The following is a 17,762-nucleotide window of genomic DNA, read 5'->3' as shown; positions in this document are numbered from 1 at the left end:
AGGGGGGTTTTTATGTTTATTAAAAATGAAGCAAGTCAGTTGTTATTTAACAAATTCAAGGAGAAATTCCCGTACGACATTAAAAGTTTATCATCTGAAATTTACCCAAATTTAAAAGAGAATATCGTTGAGTTTAAATCCACTTTAATTTTATCTAATGGGCTCAGGAAGGTCTCGGTGTTACTGAATAAGGAGTTTGATGTTGTTGAAGTCTCTTATTTAGGATATCCTCTAAAATTTAAGGAACATAACGCTTTTTTCTATAATAATGAAGTCAAAGTGATATCCGTTAAATTACCTGTAAACCCAAAGCTATTAGACAAGATAAAACTAACCTTCAAGTATTATTCTACCCCAAATCCTTGGGTTTCCATTAAAAAAGATGGATTTTTTGTAAATGCTAACGGTTATGTTTTTCCCCAAAAACCAACAGATAATAATCACCCAAGTAAAGTAAGTCTAGCTTCTAAAAAGGGTTTAAAATTAATGTGCGGTGGCAGCATCACAAAAGACGGGTTTAAAGCAGATAAGCAGGTTGTTCACTTTGAAAGTAAAAGCTGTTATGGATTATCTGTAATTGGAAATAACTCGCTTAAGAGTTTGGATAATTATAGAAATTATAATATTACTATATTATACCCCAGGAAATATTTAAATCAAGCTAGGAAAATCAATGCCATTACAAAAAGTCTTTTAGAAAAGTGGGATAGCTACTTACCATACCCTCTAGATAAAAAGATAAATATCATTTTATCTGATGGTAACTTCACCCCCTTTAGTGATGGTGTAAATACAGTTCTTCCTACATGGCTGATAGATGAAATTAAAGAAAAGGGAGGTACACCTAAAGAAAGGGAAGAGATTCTGTTTAAAAGTTTGGCACCTAAGATAGTAAAAGTTTGGTTTAAAAGTATACAGGTACCCCCTAGCCAAAAATGGTTTGTAGAATCTATCTGTGATTTTGCAGCTTTACATAGCTTTAATTGGAAATATAATGAGAATAATATTTTCAAGGAACCTGCTTGGGCCAACAAACATTATGATCAACTAACTACTGATGAAAAAACGAAGCTTGGAAGCTATTATATCCAACTTGCTATCAACAGGTCGGGAAAAAGTGTTGAAGAATTTTTAAGAGATTTGATAAACAAAAGAAACGTTAATATGGAGAGTATTGCAAAACCATTTTTTCAAGGGTCCTCGTGGAATGTTAACAGGTTAAAAAAATTAACAGCTAAAATTCTACCTAACAAAAATACTTCTAGGTTTTAGGCCTAGAAGTATTTTATTATAATCCAAGTTCCTTGTGGTTTTTTTGCATTGCCTCAAGGGCTAAAGAGACAAATTTATCCAGAGATAAACCCAGCTCTGAGCAAGCTGATATCTGGTCTCTGTTTGCTCCCCTTGCAAATTGCTTTTCATTAAACCTTTTTAGAACAAACGGAGTGTCTATAGAGTTTAGTTTCTTGTCAGGGTGAATTAAAGCTGAAGCAACAATTAAACCTGTAACTGGATCTGCGCAATAAAGAGCTTTATCAAGTTTGCTTTTTCTTTCAAATCCATGGGCTGGGTTATGTACTTTTACGGCATAGACGATATCATCTTCAAACCCTGCTTTTTCCAGAATTTCTGCTCCTAAAAGACTATGATTTTTAGGATCTTCAGCTGTGTTGTCATAATCAATGTCGTGTAGTAGTCCGGCGGTTGCCCACTTTTTTTTATCTTCTTCTAAGTAAACTGCTAGATCTTCTAGCACATTTTCTGTTGCGATCATATGCTTAACGAGATTTTTGTTTTTCACATGCTTTTTAACAAGTTTTAGTTGCTCTTTTCTTGACATAATACTCCTCCTTTGTAAATTATAATTACAGGGGATAATTAGTTAATGTCTATTATGGCACGCTAAAAGTATAAGGTCTTGCTACTACTTAAAATATATCATTTTTGGATTATAATTGCAAAAACTCTCTTTATTTTGACAGTGTCATGCTACTGTGAGTCTCCTACAAATTTTACTAAGCTTTGATGTAACAGTTGATATAAGATATAATTTATTTTATAAATTAAATAAAGGGAGATTTAATAATATGCAGGATTTCTTTTTAAAGTTTTATAGTGAAATATATTTCATTTATGGTTTGTCTTTTATTATAATGGGTTTTGCCATCACTTTACAAGTTAAGGAGTATTCAAATAAAACATTCTCTAAAAATCTGTGGCTACTGGCGATGTTCGGTTTCCTGCACGGATTAAATGAATGGACTCATTTTTATATTCCCGCAAGATTTGAAGACTTTGCACCTACCACGATATTTATCTTGGATGTAATTTCCTTAAATTTAGTGGGTATTTCATTCGCTTTTCTACTAGCTTTTAGCTTATCTTTTTTATATGAGCTTAAACAAAAGAATTTGTTTAAAAAACTGATACATCTGTCTATAGTTGGTATTATAATATGGGTTTGCTATTTTGTTATTTATAGAGTTATTATAGTAGGGGAAAACCTTCATTACTGGTATAGCTTGGCGGAAACTATTAACCGTTATTTCTTCGCTTTTCCCGCCGGCATCATAGGAGCTTATGCTATTAACTACCATAAGAAGCAAATTCAAAAAAGTAATAATTCCCACATGGTATTTATCTATACTTTTTTAACTATCTCCTTTCTTGGCTATGGGATTTTTGCAGGTGTTTTTGTGCCTCCGGCGCACTTTTTCCCCGCTACTTGGCTAAACTATCAATCTTTTTTTCAGGTTACGGGAATTCCTGTTCCCCTTTTTAGAACATTGTTTAGTATTCTTATCACTATCAACACCATAATTATTTTGCGCAACTTTCAATTAGAGAATATCTCGCTAATGGGTAGGACCATTAACGAAAATGCAATTTTACAGGAAAGAGAAAGAATAAAAAAGGATATACATGACGATATTATTCAAGGGATATATTCGGTAAGCCTTCGTATACAAAGCTGCAAAGCAGATTTAGATGATAAAAATGATAGTTTAGCAGATAGGCTAGATAGCTCCATAGATCAGCTTAACAATACTATTACCGACCTTAGGTTATATATTCAAGGCTTAAAAACTGCGGAGCTTGCCCCTTTGACTATTAGCGAAATAATGCAGCAGCTCTATGAAAAGTTCAAAAGTCATTTGACTATAAACATTGACAATAAGCTTAAACCATTTACAAAAATTTCACCGGAGATTAAAACCTGTATTTATAGTATTGTTGGTGAGCTTTTAATCAACGTCCTAAAACATAGCAAAACAGATGTGGTGAACATCAAGCTAGAAAATTTAAATAGCAATGCTATTAAGCTTTCGGTGGAAGATAACGGCGTTGGCATAAATATTGATAATTTGGAGCAAAAACAAAAAGGCAAAGAAGGGATGGGGTTAATCCACGTTAGACAAAGAGTGGAATCCCTTGGCGGAAGCTATACTTTTGTCAGCGAAGAAAACAAAGGTACCAAAATAATTGTACAGTTTCCCTTAAAAGGTGGTGCATAAATGTTTAAAGTATTGTTGGTAGATGACCATGAAATGATTCGATTAGGACTTAAAGAGAACTTATCCCGAGACAGTAGGTTTGAGGTTATCGACGAAGCTTGCAACGGGCAAGAAGCTATCGATAAAGTCAGAAACAATTTTTACGACATAATTATTATGGATGTAAGGCTTCCTGATAAGACAGGGGTTAAAGTCTGTAAGGAAGTTTTGTCTATCTCACCAGATAGTAAGGTTATTATGCTAACCGCTTTTACAGATGACGAAGCGTTAATAGAGGCTATCTTAGGTGGGGCATCGGGCTATCTAATGAAAGAGGTACGGATTAATGAGTTAATTGAATACGTGGTAAAAGCCGCTAAAGGAAATAATGTTTTAGACCCCAAAACAACGGAGAAAGTTATTAGCCACATGCAAAATAAATCAAAGCCTGCTGACCAAACCTCTCAGCTTAACGATAGAGAGATATCTATTTTAAAATTAGTAGCTGAAGGCAAGACTAATATAGATATAGGTAAGGAGCTTCACTTAAGCGAAAAGACAGTTCGCAATCAGCTTAGTGGGATTTTAAGCAAGTTACACCTAAAAAATAGAGCCCAAGCAGCTGCTTTTTATGTACAGGAAGTAAAGTTCAAAAAGTAAACAAAAAGAGCCTAACTTAGGCTCTTTTTGTGTGTCTTGTGCATAAAGGTACAAACGTACCTTCTTGTTATTGTACAAATGCACCTATACTAGCATGTTAAACGTTTGTACAATAGTAAGTGACAAAAAGAACGAGAAATTTTTATCAATCAATTTACTTATCGGAAAGGGTGTTTAATCATGAAAAAAATCTCAAAAATGTTCTTTGTTCTACTTTTGACTTTAACTTTATCTTTTGCAGCTGTAGGATGCTCAGAAGCTGAATCTACTTCTCTTGCAGGCCAATATGTTGGTTATTCTTGGAGAGGTGAAGCTAGCGGCGTTGCTTTTGAAGATGCTGACAGGTACATCGAAACTATTCTAGAACTTGATGAAGACGGCATTATCACCGATGCTAAAATGCGTTTCTTCCGTAACATCGATGGATACTGGACTACTCGCCAAGCTGGCAACGCTTTTGTTGATGTTGACTTCTCCGTTGACCCAACCTTTGCCACCCCAGATGGCGACGACTATACGCCAGGTCAGTCAATGTTCACTATCCACACTGCTGACATGATGAGTTTTTACGCTACTGCCGTAGACAGCAATGGAGATGTGGCTTTAGCAATTGTAGATCCAATGACTAGATACCAGTTTGAAGCAAAGCTTCCTGCGGATTTTAACTTTAGTCAAACAGTTGAAGAAGGTCTTAGTGTAGGCAGCGGTAACTTTGTTCCAACTAGCAGAACCGGTGGTTCTCACCCTGCAGAGTTTGAAGACTATGACGAAAATACAATCTTTGATATTCATGGAATGTGGTCTCATGTAGTTAACGACAAGGGCGAGTTAGAAGGTGTAGACAACTCCTCTACTGTTCAAGAATTTGTTGAAGCATTGGGCGTTGAATTTGTTGATGGAAAACCACAAGCACAAGAAGCTGAGTACGGCTACTTTGGCCTTGGTGGTTGGGATGGCAACTACAGAGCAATTGAAGAATATCTAGTTGGTCAAGATGCTACTGAGTTAACATCTCTAGTTGACTGGAGTAACTCTCGTTACGAGCCAGCTATCAATGAAGATAACGAGTTTGGTGCTGATGTTCCTTCTGGAGCGACTAGAACTGCTCAAGACTCTGTCGACACTATAACCGGTGCAACGGTAAGAATGTCCCGTGAATCTACCTCCTTCCAAAGAGCGTTAGAAAACGCCGGTATTATCGATGAGTCTGATATAATCATAGGTCGTTTCTAATAATTGTCTAAGCAACACCATCTAAATCTTCATACAAATCTATCCCCTAATTATTTTAATAAGAAACTACCTACCTTTAGTGTAAAGGCAGGTAGTTTCTTTATTACCCCTATCTACTTATCGATAGTGAAGTTAGCTTTTTAGTTATTGTTTTAGGTACAAATGTACCTCTCTTTTAGTATGAACGTCACTATGCTATAAAGTTTACTTCTTATATAATAAATGTTAAATAAGTAACTAAGTATGTATTACACTTATTTATTAACCCCTAATTTAATAATTCATCTAATAACTATCTATTACGTATATAATAAATTTAATATCCAATTAATTTAATAAAAAGGGGCTGTCTCAAAATTATCTAAAAGATAATTTTGAGCAGCCCTTTTTGTAAATTCATTAAGCATTAGAAGTGCAAAACTAAATTCCCGCCCCGTAACTTTAATAGTTTCTTAATTTTAAGCATGACAAAATAAGGAGCATGTTTTTCTCCTTTAGAATTATAAGTTATGTTCTTTTTTATGCGCTTTTAAGCTCGTGTAGTGTTACGCCTTTCTTCTTTCTAAGTCCTTTTCTGTTAAGTTTATTTAGATTAAACCCAAAACAGAGCAGAAGAAATTCAGTTTTTACATTTTTTTCTCCACGGGATAAAAATTTTCTAAAACCATAGTCTTCTTTAATAATACCAAAGGCTCCCTCTACTTGAATTGAACGATTCATTCTCAGTTTTTTACCTAAAGGAGTTTGGATGTTTTTAAGGGATTTTTCTCGTTGTCTAAGAAAATCTTTTGCTACATAAAGACGCTTGTCCCCTTTTGATTTTTTACATTTATCTTTTAGTTTACAGCCGCTACAGTTTTCACTTTCATAAATTTGCACTTTTGATGTATATCCTGATTTAGATTTTCTACTTGTGGTTGTTAAAGGGCTTAAAACCTTTCCATTTTGACAAATATACTGGTCTAGCTCCTCATCATATAGCATATTCTCTCTACGCCCAATTTGGTCCTTAAACCGTTTTTTGTTTATTTGATTGTAAGTGGTAGGCTTTATATAAGCATTTTGATTCTCAGACTCTAAGTATGTATAGTTTTCTTCGCTTTCGTATCCTGAATCTGCAACAATATTTTTGTGTTTTTGAGGCAAATTTGATTTTAATTTTTCCATAAACGGTACAAAGGTCAGCTGGTCTGAACGTTCACTAGATATATCAGCTCCTACGATATATTCACCTTCTACTGCAAGTTGAGCATTATACCCTGGTTTTAGCTGAGCATTTTTCATATGATCATCTTTCATCCTCATAAAGGTAGCATCTTTGTCAGTTTTTGAAAAACTATTTCTGCCCTTAAAAGTAGATTTAAAGTCATCATATTTTTGCTGTTTTTCTAGATACTCATCTAATAATTCAGCATCTTTTTGTAGTGATGTTTTCCTTTTGCCTTTGCCATAGACATACTCTATATTTTCACATCTTTTTACTTCCATCAAACTGCGCTTAATATTTTTGAGTTGCTCTACAGTGACTTTCTCCTGTTCACATGAGTACTGAAAGCCATAACTTTGATTGATATTATTAATGAACTCTTTGATTTTTATCTGAAGTCGTTGTTCATGTTTTGTTACTGCTTTACGCCATACAAAGGTGTATTTGTTAGCATTTGCTTCTAATTTAGAACCATCAACAAATAAATTCTCATATGAAATTTCTCCCATCTGCCCTAACTTTACAACAAACTGAAAAAATAATTCTTCAATAAAATCTTCAAGTTTTTGTCTAAACCGGCTAATTGTATTATGGTCTGGAGCATTACGTCCTTCCAGTAGCCATATGAAGTGGAGGTCTCTTTTGCAGGCTTCTTCAATTTTTCTTGAGGAATAAATTTGATTCATATAACCGTATATGATTACCTTAACTAACGTTTGAGGATCATAAGGCGGACGCCCGTTTCTATTGATATCTTGGTAGATGGGAGTATAATCTAGTTGGTTTAAAACCTCTGCCAGTGTTCTTACGGGAGAATCATCTGGTATTAAGACCGCTGTATTTAATGGAAGTGATAATTGATAAATTTTTGCCATTGTTGTACAATCTCCTTATGGTATAGTTTTTGTGTGGTAACTTAATTATACCAAAAGGTGGTCTCTTTTTTGAGGCTGCCTTTTAAATTATTCAAACTTTTTTTGATAAACAAAAGAGGGCTGTCTCCTAAGGAAAAAATCCTTTTGAGACAGCCCCTTTTTTGTTTTTGCTCACCGAAGCTTTGACGGCTAGCACAGCTTAGACAGCTGGGATGTGTCTTGGTCGAAATAAAAACCTGCGACTTTAACATCGCTAGGTATTAGTGGATGATTGATTAGCATTTCTACCGTTTCTAAAACATTATCTTTGCTGTCACAGAAGGTTTCAAACCACGCTTCAAGGTCGCCTAGGTTTTCAATCTCTTCATTTTTTACGCCCCTTGCTAGCATCGTCTTCTTTAAATTTTCAATATCTAGGTTGGCCATGCCACAGTCAGGATGTCCAATAACCATTACCTTTTCCACCTTTAAAGTATAGATGGCAGCTATTAAGCTTCTCACCTCTTGTCCTTGCATGTTGTTGCCAGCAGTTTTTAGAATAATTGCATCTCCCCGCTTTAATCCCAAGCTTTTTTCTAGCTGAAAGGTTAATCGGGTGTCCATACATGTTAATATCGCCATCTTTTTCCTAGGATACTTAGGCATTTTACATTTACACATTTCCCCATACTGCTCAAGGTATCTCTTGTTGTTTGATAAAAACTCTTCAAATTCCACTAAAAACTCTCCCTTGTTAATATGCTTGTAAAAAATTGTTCATTTCATTAAACAGCTTGTCTCTGTACTTTTTTTCCACCGGCAACATATGGCTGGCGTGACAATAGTACCTAATCTTCTTTTCGGTGCTAGAAACATTGCTAAAGATATATCCTGCACTTTTAGGATATACTGTGCTATCTTTTAACCCTTGAGATACAAAAATAGGTATAGATATTTTAGGTATATCTTTTTTTGCCTGCTTAATGATATTCACGATAAAAGGCAACGATTGTACCGGAGTTTCGGTATAACTAAAAATAGGCACGCCGTAATCTGGCTTTGGCGGTTTTGGTATAGATTTTTTAAAGTGCTTTATTAAGTTTGCAAAATATGTGGCTTTAGGAATATAAATTGGTGCGGATATAGTAGCAAGGGCCGATATATCTTGCTGATATTTAGCTGTTAGGTGTAGCGCAATAGCTCCTCCCATAGAAAAACCTACGACATAACATTTCTGATAGTTTGCTATCATATCAGCTAACACCTTGTCCACAGCATCTATCCAATCCTTATCTGTATATTGAATCATATCCTCCACTGTGGTTCCATGACCGGGCAAACAAGGACCAAAAACATCAAAGCCTTGATCTGCAAGAAACCTCGCCAAGGGATGCACCTCTGTAGGTGAACCTGTAAAGCCATGGATTACTAACACAGCTTTTGTATTTCCATTAATATACTTAAACCCCTTTTCTATCTTTTCCACAGCTTCTCCCCCTAATTTTGTTCTAATACCATTATACTAGATAAACTCCAGTAAACAACTATTTTTAAATATTAAATATTTATGAAATTGTTTGACTACTTTATCTTTTTAAGCTAAAATTAAACAGTAAGAAAAATCAGAAAGGAGGTAGGGAAGTATGTATAAAATTTCTATTATAAAAGGAAAAATGAATATTTTTTTAAGACCCTGCCTGCATGGTTTGGAGGCTTTTCACGCCTAATAACTTTAGTTTTTAATAAAAACTGATTATAGCAGCCATGGGTTTAAACTACCCGTGGCTTTTTTATGCCTAAAACCATGGGGTACTTAATTTAGGAGGATTTTTCATGAGTGAAATAAAAATTGTAAGATACAAAAAAAGCTACGCTGCCGGCGTAGCAGATATGTGGAATAACAGCCATGAGGGTTGGGGTGGCTCTGATGTAGTGCTATCTAAAGAGCAGGTAGAAAAAAATGAGGAAAACTCAGGAAATATAGACACTTTTCTTGCTGTTGAAGATAATAAAGTTCTTGGGTACTGTTCTTTGAGTAACTATACCTTTGACGATAACACTATGTACATTCCGCTGCTAAATGTTAGAACTGACCAGCATGGTAAAAAAATAGGAAAAAGACTACTACTAAAAGCTATTGAGCGGGTTGTAGAGCTTGGAAAACCTCGGTTAGATCTATTTACCTGGCCTGGTAACACAAAGGCAGTTCCGTTGTATAAAAAGACAGGATTCTTCTGGGAGGATCGCAGCGACACAACTCACCTTATGAACTTTATCCCAGCTGTTTTAAATACCGAAGCGTTGAAGGATTGTTTTAAGCAACTTGATTGGTTTGACGATAATGTGCGAAAAGCTGACGTTGTTCCCGACGGAATAAAGGAGAATGATTTTGAGTACTATCGGTACAGCTGGAAAAATAGTTCTACATTTCTTGAGGTAGAATTTGACCGCCGGGGCCGCTGTATAAGGTCCATCGAGACTCCAGAATACAAAATAACTGCAACGGCGGAAGGTTTGAACCTGGTTTTTGGGTCAGAGTACCAAATAACTTACAAAATCATAAATAAGACCGAAACTCCCCTTGATATAAAAGTTGAGGGTATTGACGACAAAAATATTAAACATAGCCTTAGCAAGAACCTTACAGTGCCGTCCACCTATGTAGTTAAGTCCAAGTTTAAAGTAAATCCTATCGATGAGGAACAAAGCATTTGGAAAACCCATCCCGCCGCTTTAGCTGAATTTGAAATAAACGGCAAAAAAGCAAACATCGGTGTAGGGATAGCGCCACAGTTCCCAATTAAAATGGAAGCTAAGGTTCCTCATAATTACTGTCACCTTGATAAAGAAAGTGATTTTTATATTGACCTAAAGAACAATTTCAGTGAAGAAGTAAGGCTTAACCTAAACCTAGATGATAGTGAGTTAATAAACTTACCTAAACAAAGGTTTGATATTACTTTAAAAGCTGGGCAAAAAAAATCATTACAAGTACCGTACAGTCTCTTAAATTTTGGTTTTTACACCTCAAACAGTGAAGCTTTGGTAGAAACTGAATCGGGGGAAAAAGTCAATTTTAAAACTAACATAGCCGCTCCTTTTAAGGGCTATAGCTCGATATTTTGGGGAGAAGATCAGCATAACTGGCTGCTCTTTAATGGCCCCCACCAAACTGTTATAGAAAAATTAGCTGGCTGGCGGAATGTCACAAAGCAAGCTTGTAATGAACTGGCTTTTCTACCTCCCCGTCTAGGCAAACCTTATAGCGATGAATTTGATAGGGTTAGACCCTGCAAGGTTGAGTTTAGCAAACAAGAGGGCGAGGGAACGCTTAAGCTAATCTACAACTCCCAACAGTTTCCAGGGTTACAGCTGATTGTTTACAACAAGCTTTACTCCAATGGTTTGCTAGAAAACTACCTTGAAGTTATCAACACCGATAACAGCAGTACTTTAGAAGATGTTTGGATTAGCATCCCAGTCTATTTAGATTTTGCTGCATGTATCCTTCCATATGAAAACAAATTCATTCATATTAAAGACAGTGCTGCATTTTGCTTAGACTACTGGAAAAGTGATTTAGTAACGGAGAATTGGCTTTATGGCTATGAAAAGGGTTCTAGCTGTGGTGTTAGCTGGGATAATGACTTTACTCTTGCCTTTAATGATTGGTCTATAAGCCTTTTAAAAAACTTAGGCAAGCTTTCACAAAAAAGCTCAGTAAAAACCAAGTCTGTTTTTCTCTCAGTTAATACATTTGACAGCTGGCATAAGTTTAGAAACTTTAGTATAGGGGAGAATAAACCAATTCCTATGATGTCTGACCCGCTGCAGCTGCAGGTAAATGGGGGCAATCCTTTTGTTTCACAAAATTTTAAAGTTGAAGTTGTGGAAAAGCGAACAAATTATTTGTCGGGAGATTTTAGTATGTTTCCAAAAAGAGATAGCTTTGATAAAATTAAAAAATCGATCAGCCTAGATGAAAGCAGGCAAAACGCCAGCTTTGATGTGACTTTGCGTAAAAATAGCTTAGATATTGATACCCTGAGCTGTGAAAACTCCACAAAAGGTGTGGTTTCAAAGTGGGAGAGGGTAATAATACCTAAAGGTAACAAAGAAGTGGAAAAAAAACTCGTTAGCAAAGAGGATATGGACGTTTATACCGTGTCCAATGGAAATTTATCATTTTCTATGTCCTCTAAGTTTGGTCCCTACCTTTATGACCTACAGTTCTTAGGTAAAAACTGGTTGGATAGCTCATTTCCTAAGGCAGGGCCTAAATCTTGGTTTAACCCTTGGAACGGTGGAATTACCTTTAGATGCGATAAGCTGCGCAGTAGCTGTATAGCTAAAGAAGAAACCAATTTAAGTGCTGTAAAGTTAGATGACAACAAAGGTAATACTTGGCATGGCATCAAAGCCACGGTAGAGCTAAAAGAGCATGATGAATTAAAAGGATTGGTAATACACCAGCACTACCTCACTATGGAGGGAATGCCGGTTATCTGCCAGTACAACACGGTAGAGCAAAAGACCGGTCAATATTTTGACAAGAATTTAATTACACAAGGATTTTTATGTCTTGATGAGCTTCAGGATTGTTTTGCTGAGTACAACAATATGCAAGGGGAAAGGTTACATCACAAAGGTGCTGCCTTTGATTTACAAGATACATGCTTTTCTTCTTTGGTGTTTGGAAACAACAAGCTTAATCATAAGCTTCAGATAATTTCCGACACTAATCAAGACCACAAGTTAAGCTTATCCTTAAGCCAAGATATAATGTTTTTTAATTTTGTAACTAGCTCCAGCCTAGCAGATGGGGATTTTTATAAGCTACCTCCTATCTTCTACATCTTCACAGGCGAAGCTTTAAGCGAACAAAGCTTAGTTGAGCTTAAAGGGATTAGGTTTTAATGAAAAGACACCTGCCTTACTGTTAAGGCAGGTGTCTTATACTGTCTCATTCTGAGCCTGCCGAAGAATCTTGGTTTGCTTACCTAAGAGCTCAAATTTATAAGATCCTTCGCTTTGCTCAGGATAAAAAAGACCCTACCTTGGTTTCAAGGTAGGGTCTTTTTTAATTTTCCTCTAATATTTGTAGAGCCTCTTCAGCTATCTCCATAGCTTCGTCTAGATATTCATGTGCTCTATCAAAATAGTGACTTCCAGTACTGTTTTCCGCAAAGACAAAATCCCATCTGATTTGTGCTTGTCGGTGTAAACTTCTAACTTCTTCTAGAGTTTCTTCATCTAAATCATCGTTTTCCACTCTAGTTGCAAGTTCTTCAATCAGCTCTACCAGCATGTCCATAGTTTGAACTTGCTTTTCCTCAACTTCTGCTTGTCCTTCGCTCACCCATTCAGTTATACTTTCGACGTCATGGTTTGCGTGACAGCCTAAGCAAGACTCTTCTGCTGTATGAAGTGGGCTGCTCCACCAATGGGAAACATACTCCACGCCATCTTCGCTTTCGACTGTTGGCATATGACAATCAGCACAGCTCATACCTAACTGATCATGAGGACTACCGGTATACATTTCAAATTCAGGATGCTGTATCTTAATAAGTGGCGTTCCAGTTCTAGGGTGTTCCCAATCTGCAAAGTCTCTTTCGTCAAAATAATCTTCCATATCCTGAACTGTTAGTCCGTTTTCCCATGGAAAGACAACAGCCATATTTTCTTCTTCAAAGTAATACTCTACATGACATTGTGCACAACTTGCTGTTCCTGGCGGTATGTCAAAGTCTACCTGCTCAAAGCCAGGCTCCGCTTGTGGTACCGAAATGTGAATACTACCTGGGTCGTTACCATGACAACTATAACAGGTTATATTCCACTGTGCACGTTCTGCCATTTCATTAAATTCCATAGCAAATAAATCGTCACCATATTCTTCATAAAAACCTTCATAATCTGGGGTTTTACAAGCTAAGCAGTTAGCTCCTGGCTTTGGTCTTGCAATCTCTCTTACACTAGTTAATGAGTAGAGGTGTCCTACTGTTGAAAAGTACTCTTTTGCAAATCCAAAACCCTCATAAATCGTCTCTATCTGCGGATATCTTTCTATATAATCTACCTGTTGATCAGAGCCACGCTTTACATTATCATCGTCATCGGGGGTATTCCTCATATATGATTGATAAATCTCAGGATGTTCATCCTCCCAATGGGCTGGGTCTAAAATTTTATCTTCCTGTTCTGGTCCTTCCTGACCACCTGGATCTCTAGGTGGTTGCTCATCAGCTGCATCTCTGCCTCCCATATAACTATAAACAGCTATACCCAAAACTAAAACTGCCGCTAAAGCTAGAACTACCTTTTGCCAATCTCTCACTGTTTAATCACCTCATTTTTTGTCATAAATATTTTCTACATATAGCTGTGGATGCTTGGCAACAACATGTTTACACCCATGTAGGTAAACAACACACTGGCAAAACCAATAATGGCAAACATGGCAAGTTTTTGACCTTTGAGACCTTTTTTTAATCTAGCATGTAAAAATATAGCATAGATAATCCACGTAATAAGTGACCATGTTTCTTTAGGATCCCAAGCCCAATATCTTGTCCAAGCCTCCTGGGCCCACACTGCTCCAGTAACTATAACCAAAGTTAAAAACAAAAACCCAAAAGCTATAGTTTTATAAATCAGAGAGTCAATTTTTTCTAACTTAGGCAAATGTCTAGTTATATCTTTCCCATCTTTTAGTTTATTCATAACAATAAATAGAATCCCTAACCCAAAAGCTACACCAAAGGCTCCATAGCTAAGCACTGCTGTAAAAACATGAAAAAACAGCCAATTGCTCTGCAATGCAGGCATTAAGGGAGAAATATCCCTTGATAAACTCATCCCATACCCAGCTATCATAAATATTACCGGAGTGATAAAAATTCCCAATCCATGGTAGCGATATTTTTGATAAATAAAAATGTAGCATAGAGCTATCCCCCAGGCGAAGCTAGATGCAAATTCAAACTGGTTTGTTAACGGTGGATAACCTGCTGCATACCACCTTAGAAGCAGTGAAATTGTATGAATTACCCACGAAGTTGCTATCGTAAAAAATCCAAGCTTAGCTATCTTTATATTTTGCTTAAACATGAAAATCATATACAAAACTACTGTCAATCCATACCCAAAAAAAGAAATATTAAACAATATCCTTTCTATCAACCTGTTCAACCCCTTCCAATTCGTTTTTGAAGTTTTCTATCGTTTCTTCTACAAACTTTGCACTGTATACTGTTACTTCATATCCCCCTTGAGGATGTGGTACACAAAGTATTGATGATGGATTAACATAAAAACTTAAAAATAGCCCTGCTAGTAAAGCAATCGCCCCTATACTCACAAAACCTAAGGTAGGATCGTTAGAAACCTCTAGCACAGTATATCGCTGCGGATTTGTAAAGGTAATTGTCCTTCCCATCCATGTAATTGGCTTATCAAACTCCGTTACATTCATGTCTAAAACCCTGCCGTGCTGGACTATTTGATAAAGTAACATGGGATGTTTTAGGTGAGGAGTGTTGTCTATGGCGTCTGGTCTAAATTCCAGCACCCTAATTGCTAAATGACCGTCTTCTAACATCACTTCATCCCGTTGATACAACCTTTTTGTTGTAGTTTCCCCTCTGGCAGTGTATTCTAAATCCAACATCCATCCAGTTGCTAACTGATAAAAGTTATACTTATCATGGGCCAAAGGGTTATTAACAGAGATCTCTCCACTTCTATTCTCTTGCCCATCACTAACCGTTACATAGGAATAGTATTGATCTACTGTATTGTCCTCTCTATAATCAACCACAAAGTCATCTATATAAACCTCAACATCAGTACCAGAAACCGCCACATTATCTCCTACTACTCCCACTACTTGATAATTAAACCCAAGATATATACCGGCAACATACCCAACTATAATAATCAGCATACCTAGGTGAGTTAACCACGAACCAAAAAATCCTGCAAATCCTTTTTTGCTATGTAATGTACCTCCTTCAACAGCTGTTTTTTTGAACCCCAGATCTGTAACTACTTTCTTTAAGCTATTAACCTCAAGATCGCGAACTCTAAATTTATTCCCATTTATCATGTACGGTTTTTTAAACCTTTGATATACCTTTGGAAGCCTAACTATGCTACATAAAAGTAGGTTTAGGGATAACAAAATAAATAACCCGAAAAACCACCTACTGTGGTACATATCATCTAAATTAAACATCTCTATAGCGGTAAAAACCCTATGACTATAATTTTCTTGGTACCACCCCATAGGCCTCTCTTGTGGAATTAAAGTACCAATTACAGATACAGAAGCTAAAATAACTAAAAGTACAATTCCAGTTTTCATTGAGTATAACAGTCTAAATAGTTTCAAATTCATCACCTCACTTTTTTAATATCTCCGTTTATTGGGAAAATATCACTGCTAGTATAAATATAATGTTCTTACTGCGACTTACTTTAAAGGGTGATTTCATGATATTATTAGGTTAAAAGGAGTGAGTTTACTTTGTATTTTAAAAACCAAATATATATACTTTTTCAGAAGATATTATCTGCCTGTAACCGCTTTCCTATTTCAGTATTATTTTCTGTATTGGCTACTTTGGCTTTTATCTTGGCTAATAGACTAAGTTTTCCTACTTTGGAGCAACACCAGTTATTTATAAGGTTAGGTATGACTTTTGGATTAGGGGTTCCTATTTCCCTGTCTGCACAAGCACTTTGTGAAAAGGTGCAAATAAAAACAAACAAAGTAAAAACCGTTATTTTTAGCTTACTTTTTTTACTTTTGTTATCTTTTCTAATTTTTATGTTGAAAGAAATTACTATGGTAACTGTTACAAGGTATGCAGCCCTCTTTCTGGCTTTTACCCTAGCTTTTACTTTCATCCCATTCTTTTTTAAGGCACCTAAGTTTGAGCTATATGTTATCCGATTATTTACAAGTTTTTTTATTACCTATCTATACTCAATGATATTATTTATGGGTGTTTCAGCATTATTGTTGACAATAAACCTGCTTTTTTCTATCAACATCTCCTCTAAAGCTTATTTAGATATCTGGCTAATTGTTGTAGGAGTCTTTGCCCCGGCCTTCTTTCTAGCAGATATACCTAAGAATCACCAATATTTGACTGTTAATGATTACCCTAAAGTTATTAGCGTTCTTTTAAGGTATATTTTAACGCCTCTAATAGCTGCCTATACCTTAATTTTATATATATATTTCGGTAACATACTCTTGGCAAGAGAGCTTCCCCAAGGTGTTGTTGCGAATTTGGTCCTTTGGTATCTAATGTTGTCTACTGCAGTTTTGTTAGCCATATCTCCCCTTAAAAAAACAAGTAAATGGACTTCCATGTTTAAAAGCTACCTCCCTAAGCTTTCACTTCCCCTTTTAGTGATGATGCTAGTTTCTTTGTATATTAGGATATCTGCCTATGGATTTACTGAAAGAAGGTACTTTGCTTTAGTAGCAGGGCTGTGGTTAGTAGGGATTATGCTTTACCACATTTTTTCGTCGCGCAAAAGAGGTATAGTAATCCCTATCTCATTAGCTGTGATAGCCATCTTGTCAGTCATTGGGCCTTGGAGCGCTTATTCCACCTCCATTTCCAGTCAAAACACCCGTTTTGAAAGGTTACTAACAGAACATGACATGCTTAAAAATGGAGAAATTCAGCCTCAGAAAGAACTATCAGTAGAAGATAGGTATGAGCTTAGCAGTATCATCATTTACTTTAATAGCAACCATGATTTGAGTAAGTTAAGCTATTTGCCTGACGGATTCAGTCTACTAAGGGATACCAAAGATGTCTTTGGTTTTGAACTACAAAGAAGTCGCCATGACCACTTTAGACAAAGGCGAGAATATTTTAGAATACACCTTTCAGAAGATGAGTTAATAGACATTAATCAATATCAGCACTTTGGTCATTTTACACTAAACATCCATGCTAGCTCTGAGCTTAAACTTGGGGACTTTTTAGTAACTGCCAATGATAAAAAAAGTGAATTGTATATTTATAAAAATGAAGATGTAATTTACAGTAAGGATATTGGTAGCATAGCTAAAGAAATTTATAACCAACATGAAGGCACTGAAGTGTTATCTTTAACTAAAATGACCTATTCCGATAAAAACCAAAACACAGATATCAAGCTTGTCTTTAAAAACATCTACGGCTTTAAGGACGAAGAAAATAATTCGATAAAAGTTGAGTCTATGGAGTTTTACATCTTTTTTAGCTTTAGGTGATTAAGGATATTTTTTATTTGACAGTAGAGTAA

Annotated in this window: 13 protein-coding genes; 6 read left to right on the top strand and 7 right to left on the bottom strand. The window is 36.0% G+C overall.

The window, feature by feature from the left end; all coding sequences use genetic code 11:
- Positions 1–12 precede the first annotated feature (12 nt).
- Positions 13–1,272 (top strand): hypothetical protein, encoded by a 1,260-nt coding sequence (locus PRVXH_RS03105; RefSeq protein WP_353893853.1) that lies wholly within the window; start codon positions 13–15, stop codon positions 1,270–1,272.
- Between the two features lie 16 nt (positions 1,273–1,288).
- Here PRVXH_RS03105 and PRVXH_RS03100 read toward each other — a convergent pair whose 3' ends face one another.
- Entirely contained in the window at positions 1,289–1,840 is a 552-nt protein-coding gene (locus PRVXH_RS03100; RefSeq protein ID WP_353893852.1) for an HDIG domain-containing metalloprotein, read from the bottom strand.
- 247 nt (positions 1,841–2,087) lie between these two features.
- On the opposite strand from PRVXH_RS03100, the gene PRVXH_RS03095 reads away from it, so the two are divergent.
- From PRVXH_RS03095 to PRVXH_RS03085, 3 genes are all read left to right on the top strand, one after another.
- On the top strand, positions 2,088–3,515 hold the full coding sequence (locus tag PRVXH_RS03095) for an ATP-binding protein (RefSeq protein ID WP_353893851.1): 1,428 nt from the start codon (positions 2,088–2,090) through the stop codon (positions 3,513–3,515).
- On the top strand, positions 3,516–4,154 hold the full coding sequence (locus PRVXH_RS03090; RefSeq protein WP_353893850.1) for a response regulator transcription factor: 639 nt from the start codon (positions 3,516–3,518) through the stop codon (positions 4,152–4,154).
- A gap of 180 nt (positions 4,155–4,334) precedes the next feature.
- Positions 4,335–5,387 (top strand): hypothetical protein, encoded by a 1,053-nt coding sequence (locus PRVXH_RS03085; RefSeq protein ID WP_353893849.1) that lies wholly within the window; start codon positions 4,335–4,337, stop codon positions 5,385–5,387.
- 519 nt (positions 5,388–5,906) lie between these two features.
- Here the strand turns inward: PRVXH_RS03085 and PRVXH_RS03080 are convergent.
- From PRVXH_RS03080 to PRVXH_RS03070, 3 genes are all read right to left on the bottom strand, one after another.
- Complete coding sequence (locus PRVXH_RS03080) at positions 5,907–7,469, bottom strand: IS1182 family transposase (protein WP_353893376.1); 1,563 nt, start codon at positions 7,467–7,469, stop codon at positions 5,907–5,909.
- 189 nt (positions 7,470–7,658) lie between these two features.
- Positions 7,659–8,186 carry a carbonic anhydrase gene (locus PRVXH_RS03075; protein WP_353893848.1) on the bottom strand — a complete coding sequence of 176 codons (528 nt, stop codon included), beginning with the start codon at positions 8,184–8,186 and terminating at the stop codon, positions 7,659–7,661.
- Between the two features lie 16 nt (positions 8,187–8,202).
- Positions 8,203–8,934 carry an alpha/beta fold hydrolase gene (locus PRVXH_RS03070; protein ID WP_353893847.1) on the bottom strand — a complete coding sequence of 244 codons (732 nt, stop codon included), beginning with the start codon at positions 8,932–8,934 and terminating at the stop codon, positions 8,203–8,205.
- A 347-nt stretch (positions 8,935–9,281) separates the two neighbouring features.
- Here PRVXH_RS03070 and PRVXH_RS03065 point away from each other — a divergent pair, with 347 nt between their 5' ends.
- Entirely contained in the window at positions 9,282–12,365 is a 3,084-nt protein-coding gene (locus PRVXH_RS03065) for a GNAT family N-acetyltransferase (protein WP_353893846.1), read from the top strand.
- 163 nt (positions 12,366–12,528) lie between these two features.
- Here PRVXH_RS03065 and PRVXH_RS03060 read toward each other — a convergent pair whose 3' ends face one another.
- From PRVXH_RS03060 to PRVXH_RS03050, 3 genes are read right to left on the bottom strand one after another with little or no spacing between them, the layout of a single operon-like run.
- Entirely contained in the window at positions 12,529–13,788 is a 1,260-nt protein-coding gene (locus PRVXH_RS03060; RefSeq protein ID WP_353893845.1) for an ammonia-forming cytochrome c nitrite reductase subunit c552, read from the bottom strand.
- 35 nt (positions 13,789–13,823) lie between these two features.
- Positions 13,824–14,633: a c-type cytochrome biogenesis protein CcsB gene (ccsB, locus tag PRVXH_RS03055; protein ID WP_353893844.1), complete on the bottom strand. Its 810-nt coding sequence runs from the start codon at positions 14,631–14,633 to the stop codon at positions 13,824–13,826.
- Positions 14,611–15,843 carry a cytochrome c biogenesis protein ResB gene (locus PRVXH_RS03050; RefSeq protein WP_353893843.1) on the bottom strand — a complete coding sequence of 411 codons (1,233 nt, stop codon included), beginning with the start codon at positions 15,841–15,843 and terminating at the stop codon, positions 14,611–14,613. Before PRVXH_RS03050 ends, ccsB begins: the two co-directional genes overlap by 23 nt.
- Positions 15,844–15,978: 135 nt before the next feature.
- On the opposite strand from PRVXH_RS03050, the gene PRVXH_RS03045 reads away from it, so the two are divergent.
- Positions 15,979–17,730: a DUF4153 domain-containing protein gene (locus PRVXH_RS03045; protein ID WP_353893842.1), complete on the top strand. Its 1,752-nt coding sequence runs from the start codon at positions 15,979–15,981 to the stop codon at positions 17,728–17,730.
- Positions 17,731–17,762: the final 32 nt, after the last annotated feature.

The sequence above is a fragment of the Proteinivorax hydrogeniformans genome (genome assembly GCF_040515995.1).
In the GTDB taxonomy this organism is placed as follows: Bacteria; Bacillota; Proteinivoracia; order Proteinivoracales; family Proteinivoracaceae; genus Proteinivorax; species Proteinivorax hydrogeniformans.
Note: the sequence above shows the minus strand (reverse complement) of the source record. Positions and strands in the feature narration are given on the sequence as shown.